The organism is Caloramator fervidus (genome assembly GCF_900108045.1).
GTDB lineage: Bacteria > Bacillota > Clostridia > Clostridiales > Caloramatoraceae > Caloramator > Caloramator fervidus.
Map to the genome: position 1 here is coordinate 1 of NZ_FNUK01000019.1, position 20150 is coordinate 20150.

The window sequence follows — 20150 nt, forward strand, 5'->3', positions numbered from 1 at the left end:
CCGGCTACCCATCGTCGCCTTGGTGAGCCGTTACCTCACCAACTAGCTAATGGGCCGCGGGCCCATCCCAAGGCGGAGCTATCGCTCCTTTGGCTACCAAAGCATGCGCCCCAGTAGCTTTATGCGGTATTAGCAGGCCTTTCGACCTGTTATCCCCCTCCTTGGGGTAGGTTACCCACGTGTTACTCACCCGTCCGCCGCTAAGAGGCTCAGAGTAAACCCCCTCGCCTCTCCGCTCGACTTGCATGTGTTAGGCACGCCGCCAGCGTTCGTCCTGAGCCAGGATCAAACTCTTATGTTTAAATCCTAACTCCTATTTATATGCTGGTCGCTTCGCCACTGTTCAGTTTTCAAAGGTCAATTACATACTTAATATTATCACCTATTTTTACATTTGTCAACTATTTTTTTAAAAAAATTATAAAAATCTGCCCAATAATGGGCAGATTATTCTTCAATATCATTGCTGTTTATTTTACCTATTGAAACAATTCTTTCATCCTCTTGTGTCTTCATTAAAGTAACTCCTATTGCATCTCTTCCTGTTTGTTTAATTGCTGCAACCTCAAGCCTTATAACTATTCCATTGTTATTTATAAGCATAATTTCATCGCTTTCTTTAACTGTTTTTATTCCAATTATTTTTCCTGTTTTTTCTGTAACTTTATATGTTTTTATTCCTTTTCCTCCACGGGAATGAACTGTATATTCCTTACATGAGGTTCTTTTTCCATATCCGTTTTCACTTACAACTAAAAGATCTGAATTTTCATCATATATTTCCATTCCAACAGCTATATCTCCTTCTCTTAAAGTTATTCCCTTAACACCTACTGCAGTTCTTCCCATAGGTCTTACATCATCTTCTTCAAAGGTTATACAATATCCATTTTGAGTAACTATCATGATTTTCTGATTTCCATCTGTTAGTTTAACACCTATAAGTTCATCTCCAAGTTTTAAATTTATAGCATTTAAACCATTCTTTCTTATATTTGCAAATTCACTTAGTAAAGTCTTTTTAACAACTCCAAGTTTTGTTGCAAAGAACAAGTATTTGTTCTCATCAAACTCTTTTATTTCAAGGACGGCCTGTATCTTTTCCCTTGGATTTATAGGTAAAATATTAACTATATTGGTTCCCCTAGCTGTCCTTGACGCTTCAGGTATTTCATATGCTTTAAGCATATATGCTCTTCCTAAGTTAGTAAAGAACATAATATAACTATGGGTGGAAGTTATGAATATATGCTCAACAAAATCATCTTCCCTCATAGACATTCCTTGGACGCCTTTTCCACCTCTTTTTTGACTTCTATAAGTATCTATAGGCATCCTCTTTACATATCCTGCATGAGTTATAGTTATTGCTACTTCCTCTTCTTCTATAAGGTCCTCAATATTTATTTCCTCTGAACTTGTAGTTATTTTTGTCCTTCTTTCATCTGAATACTTTTCTTTTATTTCTAAAAGCTCGTCCTTTATTATTTGAAGAACCAACTTTTCATTTTCAAGAACCTCTCTTAAATAGTTTATAGTTTTTAAAAGCTCCCTATATTCCTCATCTATCTTTTCCCTTTCAAGCCCTGTAAGCCTTTGAAGCCTCATATCAAGTATAGCTTGAGCTTGTTTTTCTGAAAGCCCAAACTTTGACATTAAACCGCCTCTTGCCTCTTCCACAGTTTTTGAGCTTCTTATAAGGTTTATAACCTCATCAATATGATCAAGGGCAATTCTAAGGCCCTCTAATATGTGTGCTCTTGCTTCAGCTTTATCAAGATCAAACTTGGTTCTTCTTCTTATAACTTCCTTTTGAAAATCTAAATAATGAACTAAAATTTCTTTTAAATTTAAAACTTTAGGTTCGCCATTTACTAAAGCAAGCATTATAACACTAAAAGAATCTTGAAGTTTTGTATGTTTATATAAAAGATTTAAAACTATGTTAGGATTTACATCTCTTTTAAGCTCTATTACTATTCTCATTCCTTGTCTGTCTGACTCATCTCTTAAATCTGATATACCTTCAATCTTTTTTTCCTTAACAAGTTCTGCAATATCCTCTATAAGCTTTGCTTTGTTAACCTGATAAGGTATTTCAGTTACTACTATTCTGTGTTTTCCTTTTTCTTCCTCAATTGTAGCTTTAGCCCTTACAACTATTTTTCCTTTTCCAGTTTCATAGGCTTCTTTTATTCCTTCTTTTCCTACTATTATTCCTGCAGTTGGGAAATCAGGCCCTTTTATCTTTGTCATCAATTCTTTTATGGTAACTTCAGGATTATCTATAAGCATTATAAGTCCATCTATAACTTCCCCTAAGTTATGGGGAGGTATATTAGTTGCCATACCTACAGCTATACCCGAAGAACCATTTACTAAAAGGTTTGGAAATCGAGATGGTAAAACCGTGGGCTCTTTTTCTGTTCCATCAAAGTTATCTGCAAAATCCACAGTATTTTTATTTATATCTCTTAACATTTCCATGGAAATTTTAGAAAGCTTAGCTTCCGTATAACGCATCGCAGCTGCTCCATCGCCATCTATTGATCCAAAATTTCCATGGCCATCTATTAGGGGATATCTAGTTGAAAAATCTTGAGCAAGTCTAACCATCGCATCATAAACAGCACTATCTCCATGAGGATGGTATTTACCTAAAACATCTCCAACAATTCTTGCACACTTTCTATATTGCTTTTCAGGAAAAAGCCCAAGTTCATGCATGGAATAAAGAATTCTTCTATGAACAGGTTTTAACCCATCCCTAACATCAGGCAAAGCTCTACCTACTATAACGCTCATCGCATAATCTATATAACATTTTTTCATCTCATCGCTTATATCAACAACTTTAATCTCCTCCATACCGTCAACTCCTTTTAAATATCAAGATTTTGAACTTTTTTAGCATTTCTTTGAATAAACTCTCTCCTTGGTTCAACCTTATCTCCCATCAGTATAGTAAATATTTCATCAGCTTCTACTGCATCTTCAATAGTAACTTTAAGTAAAGTTCTTGTTTCTGGATTCATTGTAGTTTCCCAAAGCTGCTCTGCATTCATCTCTCCAAGACCTTTATATCTTTGTATTTCAACGTTATCCCTTCCTATTTCATTTAGCTTTGCTTCAAGTTCCCTATCGCTATAAGCATAATATACATTTTTTCCTTTTGTAATCTTGTAAAGAGGAGGTTGTGCTATATAAACATGTCCTTCTTCTATAAGAGGTCTCATATATCTATAGAAGAAAGTTAAAAGTAGAGTTCTTATATGGGCTCCGTCAACATCGGCGTCGGTCATTATTATTATTTTGTCATATCTTATCTTTTCTATATCAAAATCATCTCCAATCCCTGCCCCAAAGGCTGTTATCATATTTCTTATTTCTTGATAAGCTAATATCTTATCAAGCCTTTGTTTTTCAACATTCATTATTTTTCCTCTTAAAGGAAGAATAGCTTGAAATCTTCTATCTCTTCCTCCTTTTGCAGAACCTCCTGCTGAATCTCCCTCTACAAGGAATATTTCGCAAAGTTTAGGATCCTTTTCTGAACAGTCTGCAAGCTTTCCAGGTAAAGATGTGTTTTCTAATACGTTTTTTCTTCTAGTAAGTTCCCTTGCCTTTCTTGCAGCTTCCCTTGCCCTTGATGCTAGTATACATTTTTCAATTATTACTTTAGCTACACTTGGATTTTCCTCTAAAAAAGCTGAAACTTTATCTGTAACAATGGAGTCTACTATGCTTCTTACTTCTGTATTTCCCAATTTTGTCTTTGTCTGGCCTTCAAACTCTGGATTTGTAATTTTTACAGAAATAACAGCTGTAATTCCTTCCCTAGTATCCTCACCTTGGAGATTTTTCTCGTTTTCCTTTAAAAATCCATATTTTCTAGCATAGTCGTTTATAACTTTAGTAAGGGCTGATTTAAAGCCACTAACATGGGTTCCGCCTTCTGTTGTTGATATATTATTTGCAAATGAAAATATACTTTCAGCATACCCATCGTTATACTGAAAAGCAATTTCAACTATTATATCATCTTTAACTGCTTCAAAATATATAGGTTCTTCATGCAGCACTTCTTTGTTTCTGTTTAAATATTTAACAAATTCTTTAATTCCACCTTCATAATGGTACGTTTCTTTTTTATCAATTCTTTCATCATAAAAATTTATTGTTATTCCTCTATTTAAAAATGCAAGCTCTCTAAGTCTTTGAGATAATACATCATATTCATACTCTGTTGTTTCAAATATTTCATCATCAGCAAGAAAAGTAACCTTTGTTCCTGTATCGCTAGCTTCTCCTATAACTTCCAAATCAGTAATTGGTTTTCCTCTTTCATATTTTTGTCTAAATATTTTTCCATCTCTTTTTACCTCAACAATAAGCCACTTTGAAAGGGCATTTACAACAGAAGCACCAACTCCATGTAATCCTCCGGATACTTTATATCCTCCTCCACCAAACTTTGAGCCTGCATGTAAAACAGTAAATACAACTTCAACTGCGCTTTTTCCAAGTTTAGGATGAATATCTACAGGAATTCCTCTTCCATCATCTATTACAGTTACTGAATTATCCTTATGAATAATTACATCTATATTTTTACAAAAACCAGCAAGGGCTTCATCTATAGCATTATCAACTATTTCATAAACAAGATGGTGAAGACCCCTTGGACCTGTACTTCCTATGTACATCCCTGGTCTTTTTCTAACTGCTTCTAATCCTTCTAAAACTTGAATTTCACTGGCACCATATTTCTTACTCATTTAAATCCCCCTTTAAAAATTCGTCAATAAAAAAGCTTCTTTTAGCTAAAGTAAGAGAAGATATAGGAGATAAATAGATTATACTTTTTTTATCCCTTTCTGTTAATATAAAGGATTTTGGTTCATCATTTGTAATTCTTCTTACAAACCCTTCTTCTTCAGCTATTTTTAAAAAATTTTTAGTATCTATGCTTGATGTTGAAGTTATATCAAATATAGCTATAACTTCCTTAAGCGGAATAACAACATTTTCTCCAAGATGAAGAAACATAAAAATTCCTCCTTAAAGCTCTTTAATTTGAACTCTTCCATCTACTACTTCAAATATTTTTTTGTTTTTAAAATCTAACCTTCCTAAATCATCAATACCGGTTATAGTTAATATAATTTGAAGACCCTTAAGGGAATCAAGAAGATGTTTTTGCCTTAAAATATCAAGTTCTGACATAACATCGTCAAGCAAAAGAATAGGGTACTCTCCCCTTTCCCCTTTTATTATTTCTATTTCAGACAATTTTAATGATATTGCTGCAGTTCTTTGCTGGCCTTGGGATGCAAAAGTTTTAGCATCAACTCCATTTAAAAATATTTGAAGGTCATCCCTTTGAGGTCCCTTTGAAGTATAACCTTTTTTCAAATCTTCTTCAATGCTATTTTTATAAGATAAATATAGCTTTTCTTTTATTTTGTTTATATCTTCTTCGTAAACATCTCCCTTATATCTTATTACAAGCTCTTCTTTTCCATCTGTAATTTTTCTATGAAAAAGCCTGCAGATTATGCTAAGCTTTTTTATAAATTCAATTCTATGAAAAACAATGTAACTACCGTATTCTGCAAGTTGCTGGTCATACACATCAATCAAAGATTTATCAAAATTACTTTTAAGAAGATTGTTTCTTTGAAACAAAGCCTTATTATATAAAGATAAATAATACTGATATTTTGGCTTTATCTGATTAAGCTCATTATCTATAAATTTTCTTCTAACCTCTGGACCTTCCTTAACAAGTCTTAAATCATCTGGAGAAAATATTACAACATTTGCATTTCCTATAACTTCAGAAGCTTTGTTTTGTTTTATTCCATTTAACTTAGCTTCTTTTCTAGATTCTTCAGATATCAAAACTTCCACAGAAAAATCGCCTAAATTTTTTTGAAAAACACCTTTTATATAAGCTTTACCTTTTCCCCACTTTATCAATTCCTTATCCTTTACCGATCTGTGAGATTTTAGTAAGCTTAGATAATTTATAGCTTCTAATATGTTTGTTTTTCCTTGAGCGTTTTGCCCATATAGTATATTAAATCCATTTATAAATTCTATATTTAGATTTGAATAATTTCTAAAATTAATTAACTCAAGTCTTTTTATAAACATAAACTTCACCTAAACCACTTCAAATGTTCCTATATTTTTAACTTCTATAATATCTCCTTTTCTTATTTTTTTGCCTCTTTCAAGGGTTTGAACCCCGTTTACATAAACATCCCCACTTTTAATTATAACCTTAGCCATTGCTCCTGTTTCAGCAATTCCTACCCATTTTAAAAATTGGTCAAGTTTTATATATTCGGTATATATTTCTATCTTCTGCATAAAAATCCTCCTTATCTATTTAAAAACCACCTTAAAGGTGGCTTTTAGTTTTCTATTAATCTTACAGGAAGAACAAGATAAATATAATCATCGGAGTCTACTTTTTTGATAACACAGGGGCTTATATTAGTTGTAAACTCAAGATATATTTCTTCACTATCTATTATTCTTAAAACATCTAAGAAATATTTTGAATTAAAAGCTATTTTTAGATTATTTCCTTCCAATTCCACAGGAACTTCTTCTTGTACTTTTCCGTATTGAGAATCTGAAGTAATTACTATTCTATTATCTCCTATATTGAATTTTATCAAATTAGTTTTTCCTTCCCTAGCAAGTAAAGATGCTCTTTCTATACTATCTAAAAGCAACTCCTTATTAGCTTTTACCTTTAATTTATGTTCTTGAGGTATTATTTGTCTATAATTCACAAATTCTCCATCTAACAATCTTGAGATAACCTTGGTATTACCTAGGTTAAACAAAATATGATTAGGTGTGAAAGTTATTTTTACTTTTTCCTCAGAAGGTTCTATTATCTTAGATATTTCATTTAACGTTTTTCCAGGAATAACTGCACTTATGTTGTTTGAGTTTTCTATTTCTATTCTCTTTAAAGATAATCTATATCCATCTAGTGCTACAAAACTTAACATATTGTCTTTAACTTCAAATAAAACTCCAGTTAATATGGGTCTTGTTTCATCTTGAGCTATGGCAAATATTGTTTGTTTTATCATAAGTCTTAGTATGTCTTGAGGTATTTCATATAGGGAATTTTCATTTATAGCAGGAAGTTTTGGAAATTCGTCAGGGTTGTTACCAAGTATAGTAAATTCAGATTTTTGGCAAGTTATTTTAACAAAGTTGTTTTCTAAAAGTTCTATGGAAACTGTATCATTAGGAAGCATTCTTATAAATTCCCCAAAAAGTTTTGAGTTTAAAACAATAGAGCCTGTTCTTATTACATTTGCATCTATAAAAGTCTCGATTCCGATATCTAGGTCTGTTGCAGTTAAATAAACTTTATTGTCTACAGCTCTTATTAAAATACCCTCAAGGATAGGATAGGTAGTTTTCGAAGATGTAGCTTTTTGAACTATATTTATAGCCTCTTGAAGAATATTTTTTTCGCATGTGAAAAACATTTTTTAACCTCCCTTTTTATCCACAGTGGATAATTTAAAACTTTTTTAGAAAAGAGTATATTTCTTATAAAAACTTTAGTAGTAATAGTAATAAGTGTTGTGATTTTGTGGATAAGTTTATTAACCTATTGAAATTCAAGGATTTATTTAATAAAAAAATTGTGGATAATGCATGAAAAACATGCATTGATTATCCACACAATTAAGCAAAAAGAAACTAAATAAAAGTTATTCACAGGTTATTAAAGGTAAATTATAAACAGGTGTTGATTATTTTTGATTTATTTTTCTTATAAGTTCATCTATAGTGTCTTTTAAGTTTTGATCTTTTTCATATCCTTGGCTTATCTTTTCATATGCATGGATGACTGTTGTATGGTCTCTTCCTCCAAATTCTTCACCTATTTTAGGGAGTGAAAGGTCAGTTAACTTTCTTGCAAGGAACATAGCAATTTGCCTTGGGAATGCAACGTTTTTAGTCCTCTTTTGAGATTTTAAATCATCTGGTCTTAAGTTATAATAACTTGCTACTACATCCATTATAAGTTCTATTGTTATTTGTTTTGTGTTTTTGTTGGATATAAAATCCTTTAAGGCTTCTGCAGCAAGATCTACGCTTATTTCTTTGTTTGTTAAGGAAGAATATGCAACTATCCTTATAAGAGCTCCTTCTAATTCTCTTATGTTTGACTGTATTTTGTTTGCTATATATACCATAACTTCATTTGGTATATTTAAGTTTTCCATATCGGCTTTCTTTTTTAATATAGCTATTCTTGTTTCAAAGTCCGGAGGCTGAATATCTGCTATAAGCCCCCATTCAAATCTTGAACGCAGTCTATCTTCTAAAGTTGGTATTTCCTTTGGAGGCCTATCACTTGAGATTATTATTTGTTTGTTGGCTTCATATAGTGAATTAAATGTATGGAAGAATTCTTCTTGAGTTCTTTCTTTTCCAGCAATAAATTGAATATCGTCTATTAAAAGAACGTCTACATTTCTATACTTGTTTCTAAATTCTTCATTTTTATCATCTTTAATAGCGTTAATTAATTCATTTGTAAATTTTTCAGATGATACGTAAACTACTTTTGCAGAAGGATTATTGCTTAATATATAGTGGCCTATAGCATGCATAAGATGGGTTTTTCCAAGGCCCACCCCCCCATAGATAAAGAGGGGATTATATGCTTTTGCAGGAGCTTCTGCAACAGCTAAGGAAGCTGCATGGGCAAATCTATTACTATTTCCAACGACGAAGGTTTCAAAGGTATATTTTGGGTTTAACATAGAAGTTTGTATATCTTCTGTTTTTTCTTTCTTTTGATTAACTGTATTAGATTCATTTATGTTGATTTCTTCTGTAGAAAGTATAAATCTAATTTCATATTTTTTAGATGTAACTAATTTAACCGCATTAGCAATGAGATCTTTATATCTTACATCTAAAACTCCTTTTGTAAATTCATTTGGTGCTAAAAGATATATTATGTTATTTGTTATTTTTACAGGTTCAATACATTTTATCCAAGTGTTAAAGCCGAGAGGAGATAATTCTGCTTTAACAATTTCTAAGGTTTTTTCCCAAATTTCAAAGAGATTGTCCATAAAATTTCCTCCCTAATATATTTTAACATACTTATCCACAGATAACGTGTCCATATAAAAATGTTGACAAGTTTTTTAAGAGTTATTCACAAAATTGTTGATTATGTTAATATTTTTTAACCTTAAGATAGGTTTTAACAATATCCACAAACTTAAATTAACAATATCAACATAACAAAAACGATGTAAAATTAAATAAATAGAAAAAAATAGCGTAAAATTATACACAATTTTATCCACAGATTGTGAATAATTTTTTGACCTTTGGTAAATACTAAATTATTAACACTCTCTTGTGGATATGCATAAATATATTATCAAATATCATATACTATTACAATAGTTATCCACAAAAAACACAGCCCTTTTTTAAAGTTATTAACAACTGTAAATTTCTTGACAGTTTTATAGCTTATATATATAATCTTAATAGTAAAGTATAATGTAGTAATATGCCCATTAACCATAGATAATAGCAAAAAGGGGGTGCAAAGGATGTTAAGAACATACCAACCAAAGAAGAGACACAGAAAGAAAGAGCATGGTTTTAGAAAGAGAATGAGCACAAGAAATGGTAGAAAAGTTCTAAAAAGAAGAAGAATGAAAGGAAGAAAGAGATTGACTGCATAAGGCCGCGTTAAGTGGCCTTTTTGTGCAATTTTAGGCCGAAATGGGGAAATAAGATGAAAAAGGAAGAAAGAATTCGAAAAAACAAGCATTTTAGGCTTATTTATAGTAGGGGAAAATCATATAGCGATGATATTCTTGTAGTGTATATATTTAAAAACAAGAGCAATATAAATAGATTAGGAATTTCTGTAAGCAAAAAAATAGGAAAGAGCGTAGTTAGAAATAGGGTAAAAAGACTTATAAGGGAGGCTTTTAGAGTTAATAAGGATAAGTTTAAAGTAGGTTATGATATTATATTTGTTGCAAGATCTAAAAGTGCAAAATCAAACTTCCATGAAATTGAAAAGTCTATATTTAATGTTCTTAAAAAAGCTGGAATTTTAAAAGAAGGGATTTAAATGAAGAAAATTTTAATTTTTTTGATAAAATTTTATAGAAAATATATATCTCCTTTAAAACCTCCAAGCTGTAGATTTTATCCAACTTGTTCTCAATATTCCCTTGAAGCCATTCAAAAGTATGGAGCCCTTAAGGGGGCTATTTTGTCTATAAAAAGAATATTAAAATGTCACCCTTTTCATCCTGGCGGGTATGACCCCGTTCCTTAAATTCTAAATTTTCAAAAAGGAGGTTAAAATTTGAAATTCTTAGTTGGAATTTTAACGGCATTTTTTAATGGAATACATAGTTTTGTAACTACATACGTTTCAAATTTAAGTCTTGCTTATTTTTTAGATCTTGTTATTTTTACTGCAATAATTAAGACTATACTTCTTCCTTTGACTATAAGCCAAACAAAGTCTAATATAATGATGCAAAAGCTTCAGCCAAAGCTTAGAGAAATACAGGAAAAGTATAAAAATGATCCTCAAAGAATGCAACAGGAGCAGGTTAAGCTTTATAAGGAAAGTGGGACAAACCCCTTATCTGGATGTTTACTTCTTTTAATACAATGGCCTATTATAATAGCGATGTATTATGTGGTTGCCAATATTCAAGGTTTTAAAGATGTAGGATTTTTATGGGTAGATAGGTTGGCTTCATATGATAAGTATTATATTCTCCCTATAATTTCAGGTTTAACAACATATTTAAATGGTCTAATGGTTGCTCCAAAGGGGGATGACCCAACTGCTAAACAGCAACAAAAGATGAATCTCTATATGTCAATTTTGTTTGTTGTTATGTTCTTTAAATTCCAAGCAGGGGTTGTTTTATACTGGATAATAAGCAACATAATACAAATATTGCAGCAATACTTTATTATAAATAAGATCAAGCATAAGGAAGAGGCTAAGCTACAATAAGGTGGTGAATATATGAGAAAATGGGTTGAGGCTACAGGGAAGACGGTTGAAAACGCAATTGAAAATGGATTAAAGATGTTAGGTGTTTCTAAAGATAAGGTTGAGGTTGAAATAATAGATAAAGGAAGTAAAGGGGTTTTTGGACTTATAGGAGCAAGGCCAGCTAAAGTGAAGTTAATTATAAAGAAGGATTACGAAGCTATAGCAAAAACTTTTTTAAGGGATGTATTGGATAAGATGGGGTTAAAATGTGAGATACAAATAAAGGATGAAGATGATATATTAAAAATAAATCTTGTAGGTCCAAAAATGTCAGTTCTTATAGGTCATAAAGGAGAGACTTTAGATGCTCTTCAGTATCTTTTAAGCCTTGTTATAAATAAAGATAATGAAGTAAATGAGTTTAAAAAGGTTTTATTAGATACTCAAAACTACAGAAAGAAAAGAGAGGAAGCTTTAATTAAGCTTGCTAATAGGTTGGCTTATAAAGTTAAAAGATATAATAAGAGCATAACTTTAGAGCCTATGAATCCTTATGAGAGAAGGATTATACATTCAGCCTTACAAAACCACCCTGATGTTATTACCTATAGCATAGGGGAAGAACCTTTTAGAAGAGTTGTTATTGATTTGAAAAATAAAGAGGCTTAAAGCCTCTTTTTTTGATTGAAAAATTATTTTTTTGGTATAATATTTATTAAACTAAAAAGAAGGTGATAATATGTTAAATGATACCATAGCAGCAATATCAACGGCTATTGGAGAAGGTGGAATAGGAATAGTAAGATTATCTGGAGATAAAAGTTTAGAAATAGCCTCAAAAATATTTAAAAGCGCTAAAGGAAAAGACGTAAAAAATATGAAAAGTTATACCATGTTGTATGGTTATGTTATAGATCCTGATACAGATGAGATTGTAGATGAGGTTATTTTAAGTTATATGAAGGCCCCTTATACATACACAAGAGAAGATATAGTTGAGATAAACTGCCATGGGGGAGTTTTGGCTGTAAGAAAGGTTTTATCTTTAGTTTTAAAAAATGGAGCAAGACTTGCAGAACCTGGAGAGTTTACAAAAAGGGCCTTTTTAAATGGAAGAATAGATTTGTCTCAAGCAGAGGCAGTTATAGATCTTATAAGGGCAAAGACCGATGATAGTTTAAATCTTGCTGTAAATCAATTGAAAGGAAAACTTTCAGAAAAGATAAAACACCTTATGGATAAACTATTAGGCAGTTTAGCCCATATAGAGGCTACGGTAGATTTTCCAGAAGACGAGGTAGATGAGCTTGTTGTAAATAAGCTTTTAGATGATCTAAATTATGTTTATAACGAAATAGATTATTTAATAAAAAATGCAGAGAGCGGAAAAATATTCAGGGATGGATTAAAAACCACTATAGTTGGAAAACCTAACGTTGGAAAATCATCCCTTCTAAATGCATTTTTGCAGGAAAAAAGAGCTATAGTTACAGATATACCTGGAACTACAAGGGATGTAATTGAAGAATATATAAACATAGATGGTATACCTGTTATTCTTGTAGATACTGCTGGAATTAGAGAAACAGAGGATATTGTAGAAAACATAGGAGTTGAAAAGTCTAAGGAGTATATTCAAAATGCTGACCTTATAATATTTATGATGGATGGTTCAAGGCCTTTAGAAAAAGAAGATGAGGATATAATGGATTTAATAGAAGGGAAAAATGTTATAGCTGTAGTAAATAAAATAGACCTTCCAATTAAGATAGATATGGATTATATAAATAAAAGATTTAAAAATGTAGTAAAAGCATCTGTAAAGGATGAGCATGGGGTAGAAGAAATAAAAAAAGCAATAGCTGATTTAGTTTTTAAAGGAAAAGTATCTTCAAAGAATGATATATTGGTTACTAACGTAAGACATAAAGATGCTTTAATTAAAGCAAATGAAAGCATATTAAAGGGAATACAAACTATAAAAAGCAATCTACCTTTAGATCTTGCATCTATTGAGTTAAAAGAGGCCTATTTAAAACTTGGGGAGATAACAGGAAATACAGTAGCAGAAGATATAATAGATAGAATATTCTGTGATTTTTGCATAGGTAAGTAGGAGGTGACTTTATGTACTATGCAGGAAAATATGATGTAATAGTTGTAGGAGCAGGACATGCTGGATGTGAAGCTGCCCTTGCAGCAGCAAGATTAGGATGTAAAACTTTAGTTATCACTTTAAACCTTGATAGTATAGCTCTTATGCCTTGTAATCCATCTATAGGTGGAACAGCAAAAGGTCATCTTGTAAGGGAAATAGATGCCCTTGGTGGACAGATGGGTATAAATATAGATAAAACATATATACAATCTAGAATGTTAAACACATCTAAAGGACCTGCTGTGCATTCTTTAAGAGCTCAGGCTGATAAGAAAAAGTATCAAGCTTTAATGAAAAAAACTTTAGAGGAACAGGAAAACTTATACTTAAAGCAGGATGAAGTTGTTGCAATAGACGTTGAAAATGGAAGAATAAAAGGAGTAAAAACAAAAAATGGGGCTTACTTTGAATGTAAAGCCCTTGTTATAACTACAGGAACTTATTTAAGGGCAAGGATATTTATAGGAGAAGTAAATTACAGCGGAGGTCCTAATGGGCTTTTTCCTGCAAATGAACTTTCAAAAAGTCTTGAAGAACATGGAATAGTTCTAAGAAGATTTAAAACAGGAACACCAGCAAGAATACACAAAAGATCTGTTGATTTTTCAAAGATGATAATCCAACCTGGAGATGAAAAGGTAGTTCCATTTTCTTTTATGTCTGATGATATAACAAGAGAACAAATTCCTTGTTATTTAACTTATACCACAGAAAAAACCCATGAGATTATAAGGCAAAATATACATAGATCTCCTCTTTTTTCAGGACTTATAGAGGGGGTTGGACCTAGATATTGTCCTTCTATAGAGGATAAGGTTATGAAATTTCCAGATAAGGAAAAACATCAAGTATTTATAGAACCTGAAGGAGAAGATACTGATGAACTTTATGTTCAGGGTATGTCAAGTTCTCTTCCTGAAGATGTTCAAATACAAGTTTATAGGTCTATACCTGGCCTTGAAAATTGTGAGATATTAAGAACAGCTTATGCAATAGAATATGACTGCATTGATCCTACTCAGCTTAAGCTTAGTTTAGAATTAAAAACCATTGAAGGGTTATTTTTTGCAGGTCAAGTAAACGGTTCTTCAGGTTATGAAGAAGCTGCAGCACAAGGTATAATTGCGGGAATAAACGCTGCTCATAAAGTAAAGGGAAAGGAACCTTTTATTCTTGATAGATCTGAAGCATATATAGGAGTTTTAATTGATGATCTTGTAACAAAAGGAACAAATGAACCTTATAGAATGATGACAAGCAGAGCAGAATACAGGTTGCTGTTAAGACAGGATAATGCAGACCTTAGATTAACACAAAAGGGTTATGATATAGGACTTGTTACAGAAGAAAGATATCAAAGATATTTAAAAAGAAAAGAAAACATAGAAAAGGAAATAGAGAGGTTAAAAAAGACTGTAATATCTCCTTCTGAAAGGAATAATGAAATTTTAAGGTCAATTGGAAGTTCAGAAATAAGAAGCGGTATAACATTATATGAGCTTATAAAAAGACCTGAGGTAACTTATGAAAATATAAAAGACTTAGATACTGAAAGGCCAGATCTTCCAAAGGATGTTACAGAGGAAGTTGAAATAGAGATAAAGTATGAAGGATATATTAAAAAACAAATAGAACAGGTTGAGCAGTTTAAAAAGTTAGAGTCAAAAAAGATTCCTCAAGACATAAATTATGAGGAAATACAGGGATTAAGATTAGAGGCAAGACAAAAACTATCAAAAATACGCCCAGAAAATATAGGTCAAGCGTCAAGAATTTCTGGGGTATCTCCTGCAGATATTTCTGTGCTTTTAGTATATTTAGAACAGTTAAGAAGGAAAAAGGTGAAGGAAAATGAATAGGGATTTGCTTTTAAAGGGAGCTAAAAGTTATGGGATTTTCCTTGACGAAAATAAAATCAATATGTTTGAAAAATATATGGTTCTTTTAAAGGAATGGAATGAAAAAATAAACCTTACAGCTATAACAGAGGATGATGAGATAGTTAGAAAACATTTTTTAGATTCAATATCTATAATAAAAAGTGGTTTAATAAATGATAATCTAAAAATAATAGATGTAGGAACAGGTGCAGGATTTCCTGGAATTCCTTTAAAGATAATAAATCCTACTTTAAAGGTAACTTTGTTAGATTCTTTAAAAAAGAGGGTAAATTTTTTAAACCAAGTTATAAATGAATTAGGTCTTAAAAATATAGAGGCAGTTCATGGAAGAGCAGAGGATTTTGCAAGGCTTGATGAATACAGAGAAAAATATGACATATCAACGGCAAGGGCTGTAGCACCCATGAATATTCTTTGTGAATATTGCCTTCCTTTTGTTAAGGTTGGAGGTTACTTTATAGCTATGAAGGGGCCTTCAATAGAAGAAGAAATAAAGGATTCAAAAAATGCAATAGGAACATTAGGCGGAAGGCTTATAGATATTGTAGAAACTTCAATACCAGAATATGACGTAAATCACAAATTAATAATTGTTGGAAAGATAAAACCCACTGACAAAAAGTATCCTAGAAAACCTTCTCAAATAGAAAAAAAACCTATAAAATGACGAAATGTCGGTGACGAATTTAGCAGGGAAATAGCAGGAAACAGAAAATTATTATAGAATTAGATATTTAGAGAACTTGTTACATGGTGGGATGGTGCAATGAGGGTTGAAAATGAAATAAAAATTATACCCATAAATCTTATAAAACAAAATTCATATCAGCCAAGAAAAGTATTTGATGATCAAGCTTTGCTAGAGCTTAGCGAATCAATAAGGGAGTATGGTGTTTTACAGCCTATAAGCGTAAGAAAAATTAATGATTCCTTTTATGAACTTATAGCAGGTGAAAGAAGGTTAAGGGCTTCTCAACTTGCAGGGCTTACTGAAATACCTGCTGTAGTAGTTGAGGCTTCTGATAGAGATTCTGCAGTTTTAGCTCTTATAGAAAATCTTCAAAGGGAAGATTTAAACTTTATTGAAGAAGCTGAAGGTTATTTAAGGCTTATAAAAGAGCATGGTTTTACTCAAGAGGAGCTTGCTCATAAAATAGGAAAAAAACAATCCACCATAGCAAACAAGCTTAGGATTTTAAAGCTGTCAGATACAGTAAAGGAGATACTTTTGAAAGAAAACTTAACTGAAAGGCATGCAAGGGCTTTACTGAAACTTCCTACGGAAGAGATGCAGCTTAAGGCCCTTGACGAGATAATAAAAAATGGTTTAAATGTAAAGGAAACAGAAGAGCTTATTGAAAAGATGTTAAATGGTGAAAATACAAAAAAACAAAAAAAGCAAAAAGAAGAAAAGGAAAAACCTAAATATAAGTGGGTTATAAATCCCAAAATAATAACCAACACAATAAAGGATATAATGTCAAGAAATGGTATAGAAGCGGAATATAAGCATAAAGAATATGATGATTATATGGAAATTATTGTAAGAATAAAAAAGTAACTACGGCATCTTATTTAGAAGTTTTGCTTCTAAATAAGGTGCTTTTTATTTAAAAATTATTATGATACCTATTAATATAAAGGCTATTCCAGAGACTAGGTTTAAAACATTTTGAGGTATGTATTTTTCTACAAAGGAGCCACAAAGAACACCTATTAACGTTGTAGATATAAGGGCAAGGGATGCCCCTAAAAATACAGGTATTTTTGAAGTAGATTTTGAAGAAAGAAGCATTGTTACAAGTTGAGTTTTATCCCCTAATTCAGCTAAGAATACAACTAAAAATGTTGAAAAAATTATTTTAAGCATAAAATCACCCTTATCTATTTGATATAAGTACTGTAAAATATATATGTGAATTTTTTTTATTTTATTCTGGGGGTGCTACTATGGGGAAAATAATATCTATATTTAATCAAAAGGGAGGGGTTGGGAAGACAACTACCGCTATAAACTTATCCTCTTATATAGCCATGATGGGTTATAAGGTACTTTTAGTAGATATAGATCCTCAAGGGAATGCCACAAGTGGGCTTGGAATAGAAAAAGATGCTCTTGAATATTCCATGTATGATGTTATAATTGAGAATGCAAAGGGTGAGGATTTAGAGGTAGTAAAAAATTCAATAGTAAAAACTGTTGTTGATAATTTATACGTTTTGCCATCAAAGGTTGAGCTTGCTGGTGCAGAGATAGAGATTACTTTTAATGAGGACAGAGAAAAAATATTAAAAAGGGCTTTAAAGGGGATAAAAGATGACTATGACTATATATTTATTGATTGTCCTCCATCTTTAGGACTTTTGACCATAAATGCTTTAACGGCTTCAAATACTGTTTTAATTACTATTCAGTGTGAATACTATGCATTAGAAGGTGTAGGACAACTTATGAATACTATAAATCTTGTTAGAAAAAATTTAAATAAAGATCTTGATATTCAAGGTGTTGTAATGAGTATGTTTGATGGAAGAACAAATTTATCAATTGAAGTGGTGGAAGAGGTAAAGAAATATTTTAAAGGGAAAGTATATACTACAATAATTCCAAGAAACATAAAGCTTGCAGAAGCACCAAGCCATGGACTTCCTATAATGCTTTATGATAAAAATTCAACTGGAGCTAAAGCATACAAAGAACTTGCACAGGAATTTATTGAACTAGAAAGGGATGAGTAGTATGAAAAAAAGCGTATTAGGAAAGGGATTAGGAGCTTTAATACCTGACGCTGAAAAAGATGGAGCAGTTTTTGAAGTTGATATAACAAAGCTTTTCCCAAATGAAGAACAACCAAGGAAAAGATTTGATGATGAAAAAATAAATTCTTTAGCAGAGTCTATAAAAGCCCACGGTATAATTCAGCCTATAATAGTTAAAAAAGAAGGGGATTTTTATAAAATAATAGCTGGGGAAAGGCGTTGGAGGGCTGCAAAGATAGCTGGTTTAAAAAAAGTTCCAGTGGTTGAAAAGGATTTAACGGATAGAGAGATAATGGAGATATCCTTAATTGAAAATATACAAAGGGAAGACTTGACTCCTATTGAAGAAGCCATGGCTTATAAAAAATTAATGGAGGAATTTAATTTAACTCAGGAAGAAATAGCAGAAAGGGTTGGAAAATCAAGATCAGCCATAGCAAATTCCTTAAGGCTTTTAAATTTAGATGAAAGGGTTATTGAATACATAAATAATGGGGATATTTCAGAGGGACATGGAAAGATAATAGCATCCATAGAGGACAAAGAGGTTCAATATCAATTAGCAAAAAAAATAGTAGAGGAAGGATTAAATGTAAGACAAACGGAAAAAATAGTAAGGGAGTTAAACAGTAAAAAACAGAAAAAGGAAACAAAAAATAATAATGTTTATTACAAAGATGTTGAAGAAAAACTTCAAATGTTTTTTGGAACTAAAGTTAAGATAAATAGTGGAAAAAATAAAGGGAAGATAGAGATAGAATATTATTCTGAGGATGACCTACAAAGGATTTTAGAACTTTTAAATATATAAAATGTTTCACGTGAAACATTTAAAAGGGAGTGTGGAGCATGGACATAATTTATTCTTTTTTACAGGACTTTCAAATTCCTATTCTTATAATTTTGTTGGTATTAGTTATAATACTTTTATTTATGGATATTTTAAATAGGATTGAAATATCAAGATTAGAAAAAAGATATAAAAAGATGATGAGGGGAACAACAGGAAAAAATATAGAAGAACTTATAATGGAGAATAATGCAAAAATTGATGAGGCTTTAGAACTTACTAAAAAAGTGGTTGAAGCTTATGAAGAAGTGGATAATAGGTTAAAAAATTGTATTCAAAAGGTTGCAGTGATGAGATACAGGGCCTTTGATGATGTCGGTTCAGATCTTAGCTTTTCAATAGCTCTTTTAGATGACAACAACGATGGAGTTATAATTACAGGGATTTATGGAAGAAATGAAAGCACGGCCTTTGCAAAGCCTATTATAAACGGAATTTCAAAATATGATTTATCAGAGGAGGAAAAGGCTGTTTTAAAAGAGGCTATGAATAAAAATAAGCTACATTAAGTAGCTTAAAAAAGAGGGGAATATGTTTTATGATGAATTGAAAATATTATATCCTGTAAGTTCATATTGTCACAGTTTAAAATAAAAGAACCTTGGTCTTTAGCTTGAATAATTGAGTTGAGTTTTATTAAAGGGGTATTTGTTTCAGAGTATATGTATATATCTGAAGGAATGTTTTGGCTTATCTTATAAACTTCATAGCCTAGATTTTTTAATTCTTGATATATGTTTTCAAGGGAATCCTCTACGCTTATTATCATACAAAACCCTCCTGAATATATTTTTAGCAGGAGGGTTTTATGTTATTCTATGTATATTTTGGAATCACCTTATTGTAATGTTTGAATTAAGGTATAGTTTTTTAAGGGAAAGATATAAGGAAAAGGATATAACATCTGCCATTTTCATTACGAGGGATAGCCTAGTGTTCTGAAGAACAAAATATTCCATAAATCCTGACATGTTTACTATTCCTGTTATTGAAATATCACCAACGGGAGTAAGATTTTTGTTAACTCCAGCTCCAGGAAAGATAGGACCCTGATATAAATTTATTTTGCCTATGTTTTCAACTTTACCAAGGGAAGCATCTATGGCTATTATGTATGGGTTTTTGTAGTTTGAGTAAATCATTTCTATATAATTGTTTAAATTTTTAGCATGGACAGGAGTTTCAAGGGTACCATATATGTCAATTTCTTTTAAATTATAACTTTTAGTTAATTTGTCTCCAACTAAAGGGCCAAGGCAATCTCCTGTAGATCTGTCGGTTCCTATACAGAGGATGACTATTCTGTTTACCTCTACGTCTTTAATAAGATTTGTTATTTCATTAGAAAGAATGAATGGAGAATGTGGTTTGTCGCTTTCAATGGAAATTTGCAGCTTCTTTTCTTGTAGCATATAAAAACCTCCCTTT

The 20150-nt window shown here is 31.4% G+C and carries 22 protein-coding genes and 1 rRNA gene; 12 read left to right on the plus strand and 11 right to left on the minus strand.

All coding sequences use genetic code 11. The annotated features are described in order from the left end of the window. The 8 genes from C4R78_RS07120 to dnaA all read right to left on the minus strand — a co-directional run. Window positions 1-301 (minus strand): 16S ribosomal RNA (locus C4R78_RS07120); the annotation flags it as partial. 146 nt (window positions 302-447) lie between these two features. Further along, window positions 448-2868, minus strand: coding sequence for a DNA gyrase subunit A (gene gyrA, locus C4R78_RS07125; protein ID WP_103896390.1), 2421 nt, complete (start codon window positions 2866-2868; stop codon window positions 448-450). Window positions 2869-2882: 14 nt separating this feature from the next. After that, window positions 2883-4778, minus strand: a complete 1896-nt coding sequence (gene gyrB, locus C4R78_RS07130; protein WP_103896391.1) for a DNA topoisomerase (ATP-hydrolyzing) subunit B — start codon at window positions 4776-4778, stop codon at window positions 2883-2885. Beyond that, on the minus strand, window positions 4771-5049 hold the full coding sequence (gene remB, locus C4R78_RS07135; protein ID WP_103896392.1) for an extracellular matrix regulator RemB: 279 nt from the start codon (window positions 5047-5049) through the stop codon (window positions 4771-4773). The genes gyrB and remB overlap by 8 nt, the downstream gene beginning before the upstream one ends. 12 nt (window positions 5050-5061) lie before the next feature. After that, window positions 5062-6159, minus strand: coding sequence for a DNA replication/repair protein RecF (gene recF, locus C4R78_RS07140; protein WP_103896393.1), 1098 nt, complete (start codon window positions 6157-6159; stop codon window positions 5062-5064). A 9-nt stretch (window positions 6160-6168) separates the two neighbouring features. After that, window positions 6169-6378 (minus strand): RNA-binding S4 domain-containing protein, encoded by a 210-nt coding sequence (locus tag C4R78_RS07145; RefSeq protein WP_103896394.1) that lies wholly within the window; start codon window positions 6376-6378, stop codon window positions 6169-6171. Between the two features lie 44 nt (window positions 6379-6422). Beyond that, a complete protein-coding gene (gene dnaN / locus C4R78_RS07150) occupies window positions 6423-7526 on the minus strand; it encodes a DNA polymerase III subunit beta (protein ID WP_103896395.1) in 1104 nt (367 codons plus the stop codon). Window positions 7527-7796: 270 nt separating this feature from the next. Continuing rightward, window positions 7797-9134, minus strand: coding sequence for a chromosomal replication initiator protein DnaA (gene dnaA / locus C4R78_RS07155; RefSeq protein ID WP_103896396.1), 1338 nt, complete (start codon window positions 9132-9134; stop codon window positions 7797-7799). 495 nt (window positions 9135-9629) lie between these two features. On the opposite strand from dnaA, the gene rpmH reads away from it, so the two are divergent. The 9 genes from rpmH (at window position 9630) to noc (ending at window position 16673) form a co-directional block, all read left to right on the plus strand. Further along, window positions 9630-9764 carry a 50S ribosomal protein L34 gene (gene rpmH, locus C4R78_RS07160; protein ID WP_103896397.1) on the plus strand — a complete coding sequence of 45 codons (135 nt, stop codon included), beginning with the start codon at window positions 9630-9632 and terminating at the stop codon, window positions 9762-9764. A gap of 53 nt (window positions 9765-9817) precedes the next feature. Beyond that, window positions 9818-10162 carry a ribonuclease P protein component gene (rnpA, locus tag C4R78_RS07165; RefSeq protein WP_103896398.1) on the plus strand — a complete coding sequence of 115 codons (345 nt, stop codon included), beginning with the start codon at window positions 9818-9820 and terminating at the stop codon, window positions 10160-10162. After that, a complete protein-coding gene (gene yidD, locus C4R78_RS07170; protein ID WP_103896399.1) occupies window positions 10163-10372 on the plus strand; it encodes a membrane protein insertion efficiency factor YidD in 210 nt (69 codons plus the stop codon). A gap of 30 nt (window positions 10373-10402) precedes the next feature. After that, window positions 10403-11071: a membrane protein insertase YidC gene (gene yidC, locus C4R78_RS07175; RefSeq protein WP_103896400.1), complete on the plus strand. Its 669-nt coding sequence runs from the start codon at window positions 10403-10405 to the stop codon at window positions 11069-11071. A 12-nt stretch (window positions 11072-11083) separates the two neighbouring features. Continuing rightward, window positions 11084-11722: an RNA-binding cell elongation regulator Jag/EloR gene (jag, locus tag C4R78_RS07180; RefSeq protein WP_103896401.1), complete on the plus strand. Its 639-nt coding sequence runs from the start codon at window positions 11084-11086 to the stop codon at window positions 11720-11722. Between the two features lie 70 nt (window positions 11723-11792). Continuing rightward, window positions 11793-13169 (plus strand): tRNA uridine-5-carboxymethylaminomethyl(34) synthesis GTPase MnmE, encoded by a 1377-nt coding sequence (gene mnmE / locus C4R78_RS07185; RefSeq protein WP_103896402.1) that lies wholly within the window; start codon window positions 11793-11795, stop codon window positions 13167-13169. Between the two features lie 11 nt (window positions 13170-13180). Next, entirely contained in the window at window positions 13181-15070 is a 1890-nt protein-coding gene (mnmG, locus tag C4R78_RS07190; RefSeq protein ID WP_103896403.1) for a tRNA uridine-5-carboxymethylaminomethyl(34) synthesis enzyme MnmG, read from the plus strand. After that, window positions 15063-15779: a 16S rRNA (guanine(527)-N(7))-methyltransferase RsmG gene (gene rsmG, locus C4R78_RS07195; protein WP_103896404.1), complete on the plus strand. Its 717-nt coding sequence runs from the start codon at window positions 15063-15065 to the stop codon at window positions 15777-15779. Before mnmG ends, rsmG begins: the two co-directional genes overlap by 8 nt. A 99-nt stretch (window positions 15780-15878) precedes the next feature. Next, the gene (noc, locus tag C4R78_RS07200) at window positions 15879-16673 is read left to right on the plus strand and encodes a nucleoid occlusion protein (RefSeq protein ID WP_103896405.1); all 795 of its coding nucleotides are present in this window, start codon (window positions 15879-15881) and stop codon (window positions 16671-16673) included. A gap of 45 nt (window positions 16674-16718) precedes the next feature. On the opposite strand, the gene C4R78_RS07205 is transcribed toward noc, so the two are convergent. After that, window positions 16719-16982, minus strand: a complete 264-nt coding sequence (locus C4R78_RS07205) for a TMEM165/GDT1 family protein (RefSeq protein WP_103896406.1) — start codon at window positions 16980-16982, stop codon at window positions 16719-16721. An 80-nt stretch (window positions 16983-17062) separates the two neighbouring features. On the opposite strand from C4R78_RS07205, the gene C4R78_RS07210 reads away from it, so the two are divergent. From C4R78_RS07210 to C4R78_RS07220, 3 genes are read left to right on the plus strand one after another with little or no spacing between them, the layout of a single operon-like run. Next, on the plus strand, window positions 17063-17851 hold the full coding sequence (locus tag C4R78_RS07210) for a ParA family protein (protein ID WP_103896407.1): 789 nt from the start codon (window positions 17063-17065) through the stop codon (window positions 17849-17851). A gap of 1 nt (window position 17852) precedes the next feature. Then, the gene (locus tag C4R78_RS07215) at window positions 17853-18683 is read left to right on the plus strand and encodes a ParB/RepB/Spo0J family partition protein (protein WP_103896408.1); all 831 of its coding nucleotides are present in this window, start codon (window positions 17853-17855) and stop codon (window positions 18681-18683) included. 38 nt (window positions 18684-18721) lie between these two features. Continuing rightward, window positions 18722-19231, plus strand: coding sequence for a DUF4446 family protein (locus C4R78_RS07220; RefSeq protein ID WP_103896409.1), 510 nt, complete (start codon window positions 18722-18724; stop codon window positions 19229-19231). A gap of 5 nt (window positions 19232-19236) precedes the next feature. Here C4R78_RS07220 and C4R78_RS07225 read toward each other — a convergent pair whose 3' ends face one another. After that, window positions 19237-19491, minus strand: a complete 255-nt coding sequence (locus C4R78_RS07225; protein WP_103896410.1) for a YkuS family protein — start codon at window positions 19489-19491, stop codon at window positions 19237-19239. A 64-nt stretch (window positions 19492-19555) separates the two neighbouring features. Further along, window positions 19556-20134, minus strand: a complete 579-nt coding sequence (gene yyaC / locus C4R78_RS07230) for a spore protease YyaC (protein ID WP_103896411.1) — start codon at window positions 20132-20134, stop codon at window positions 19556-19558. Window positions 20135-20150 lie beyond the last annotated feature (16 nt).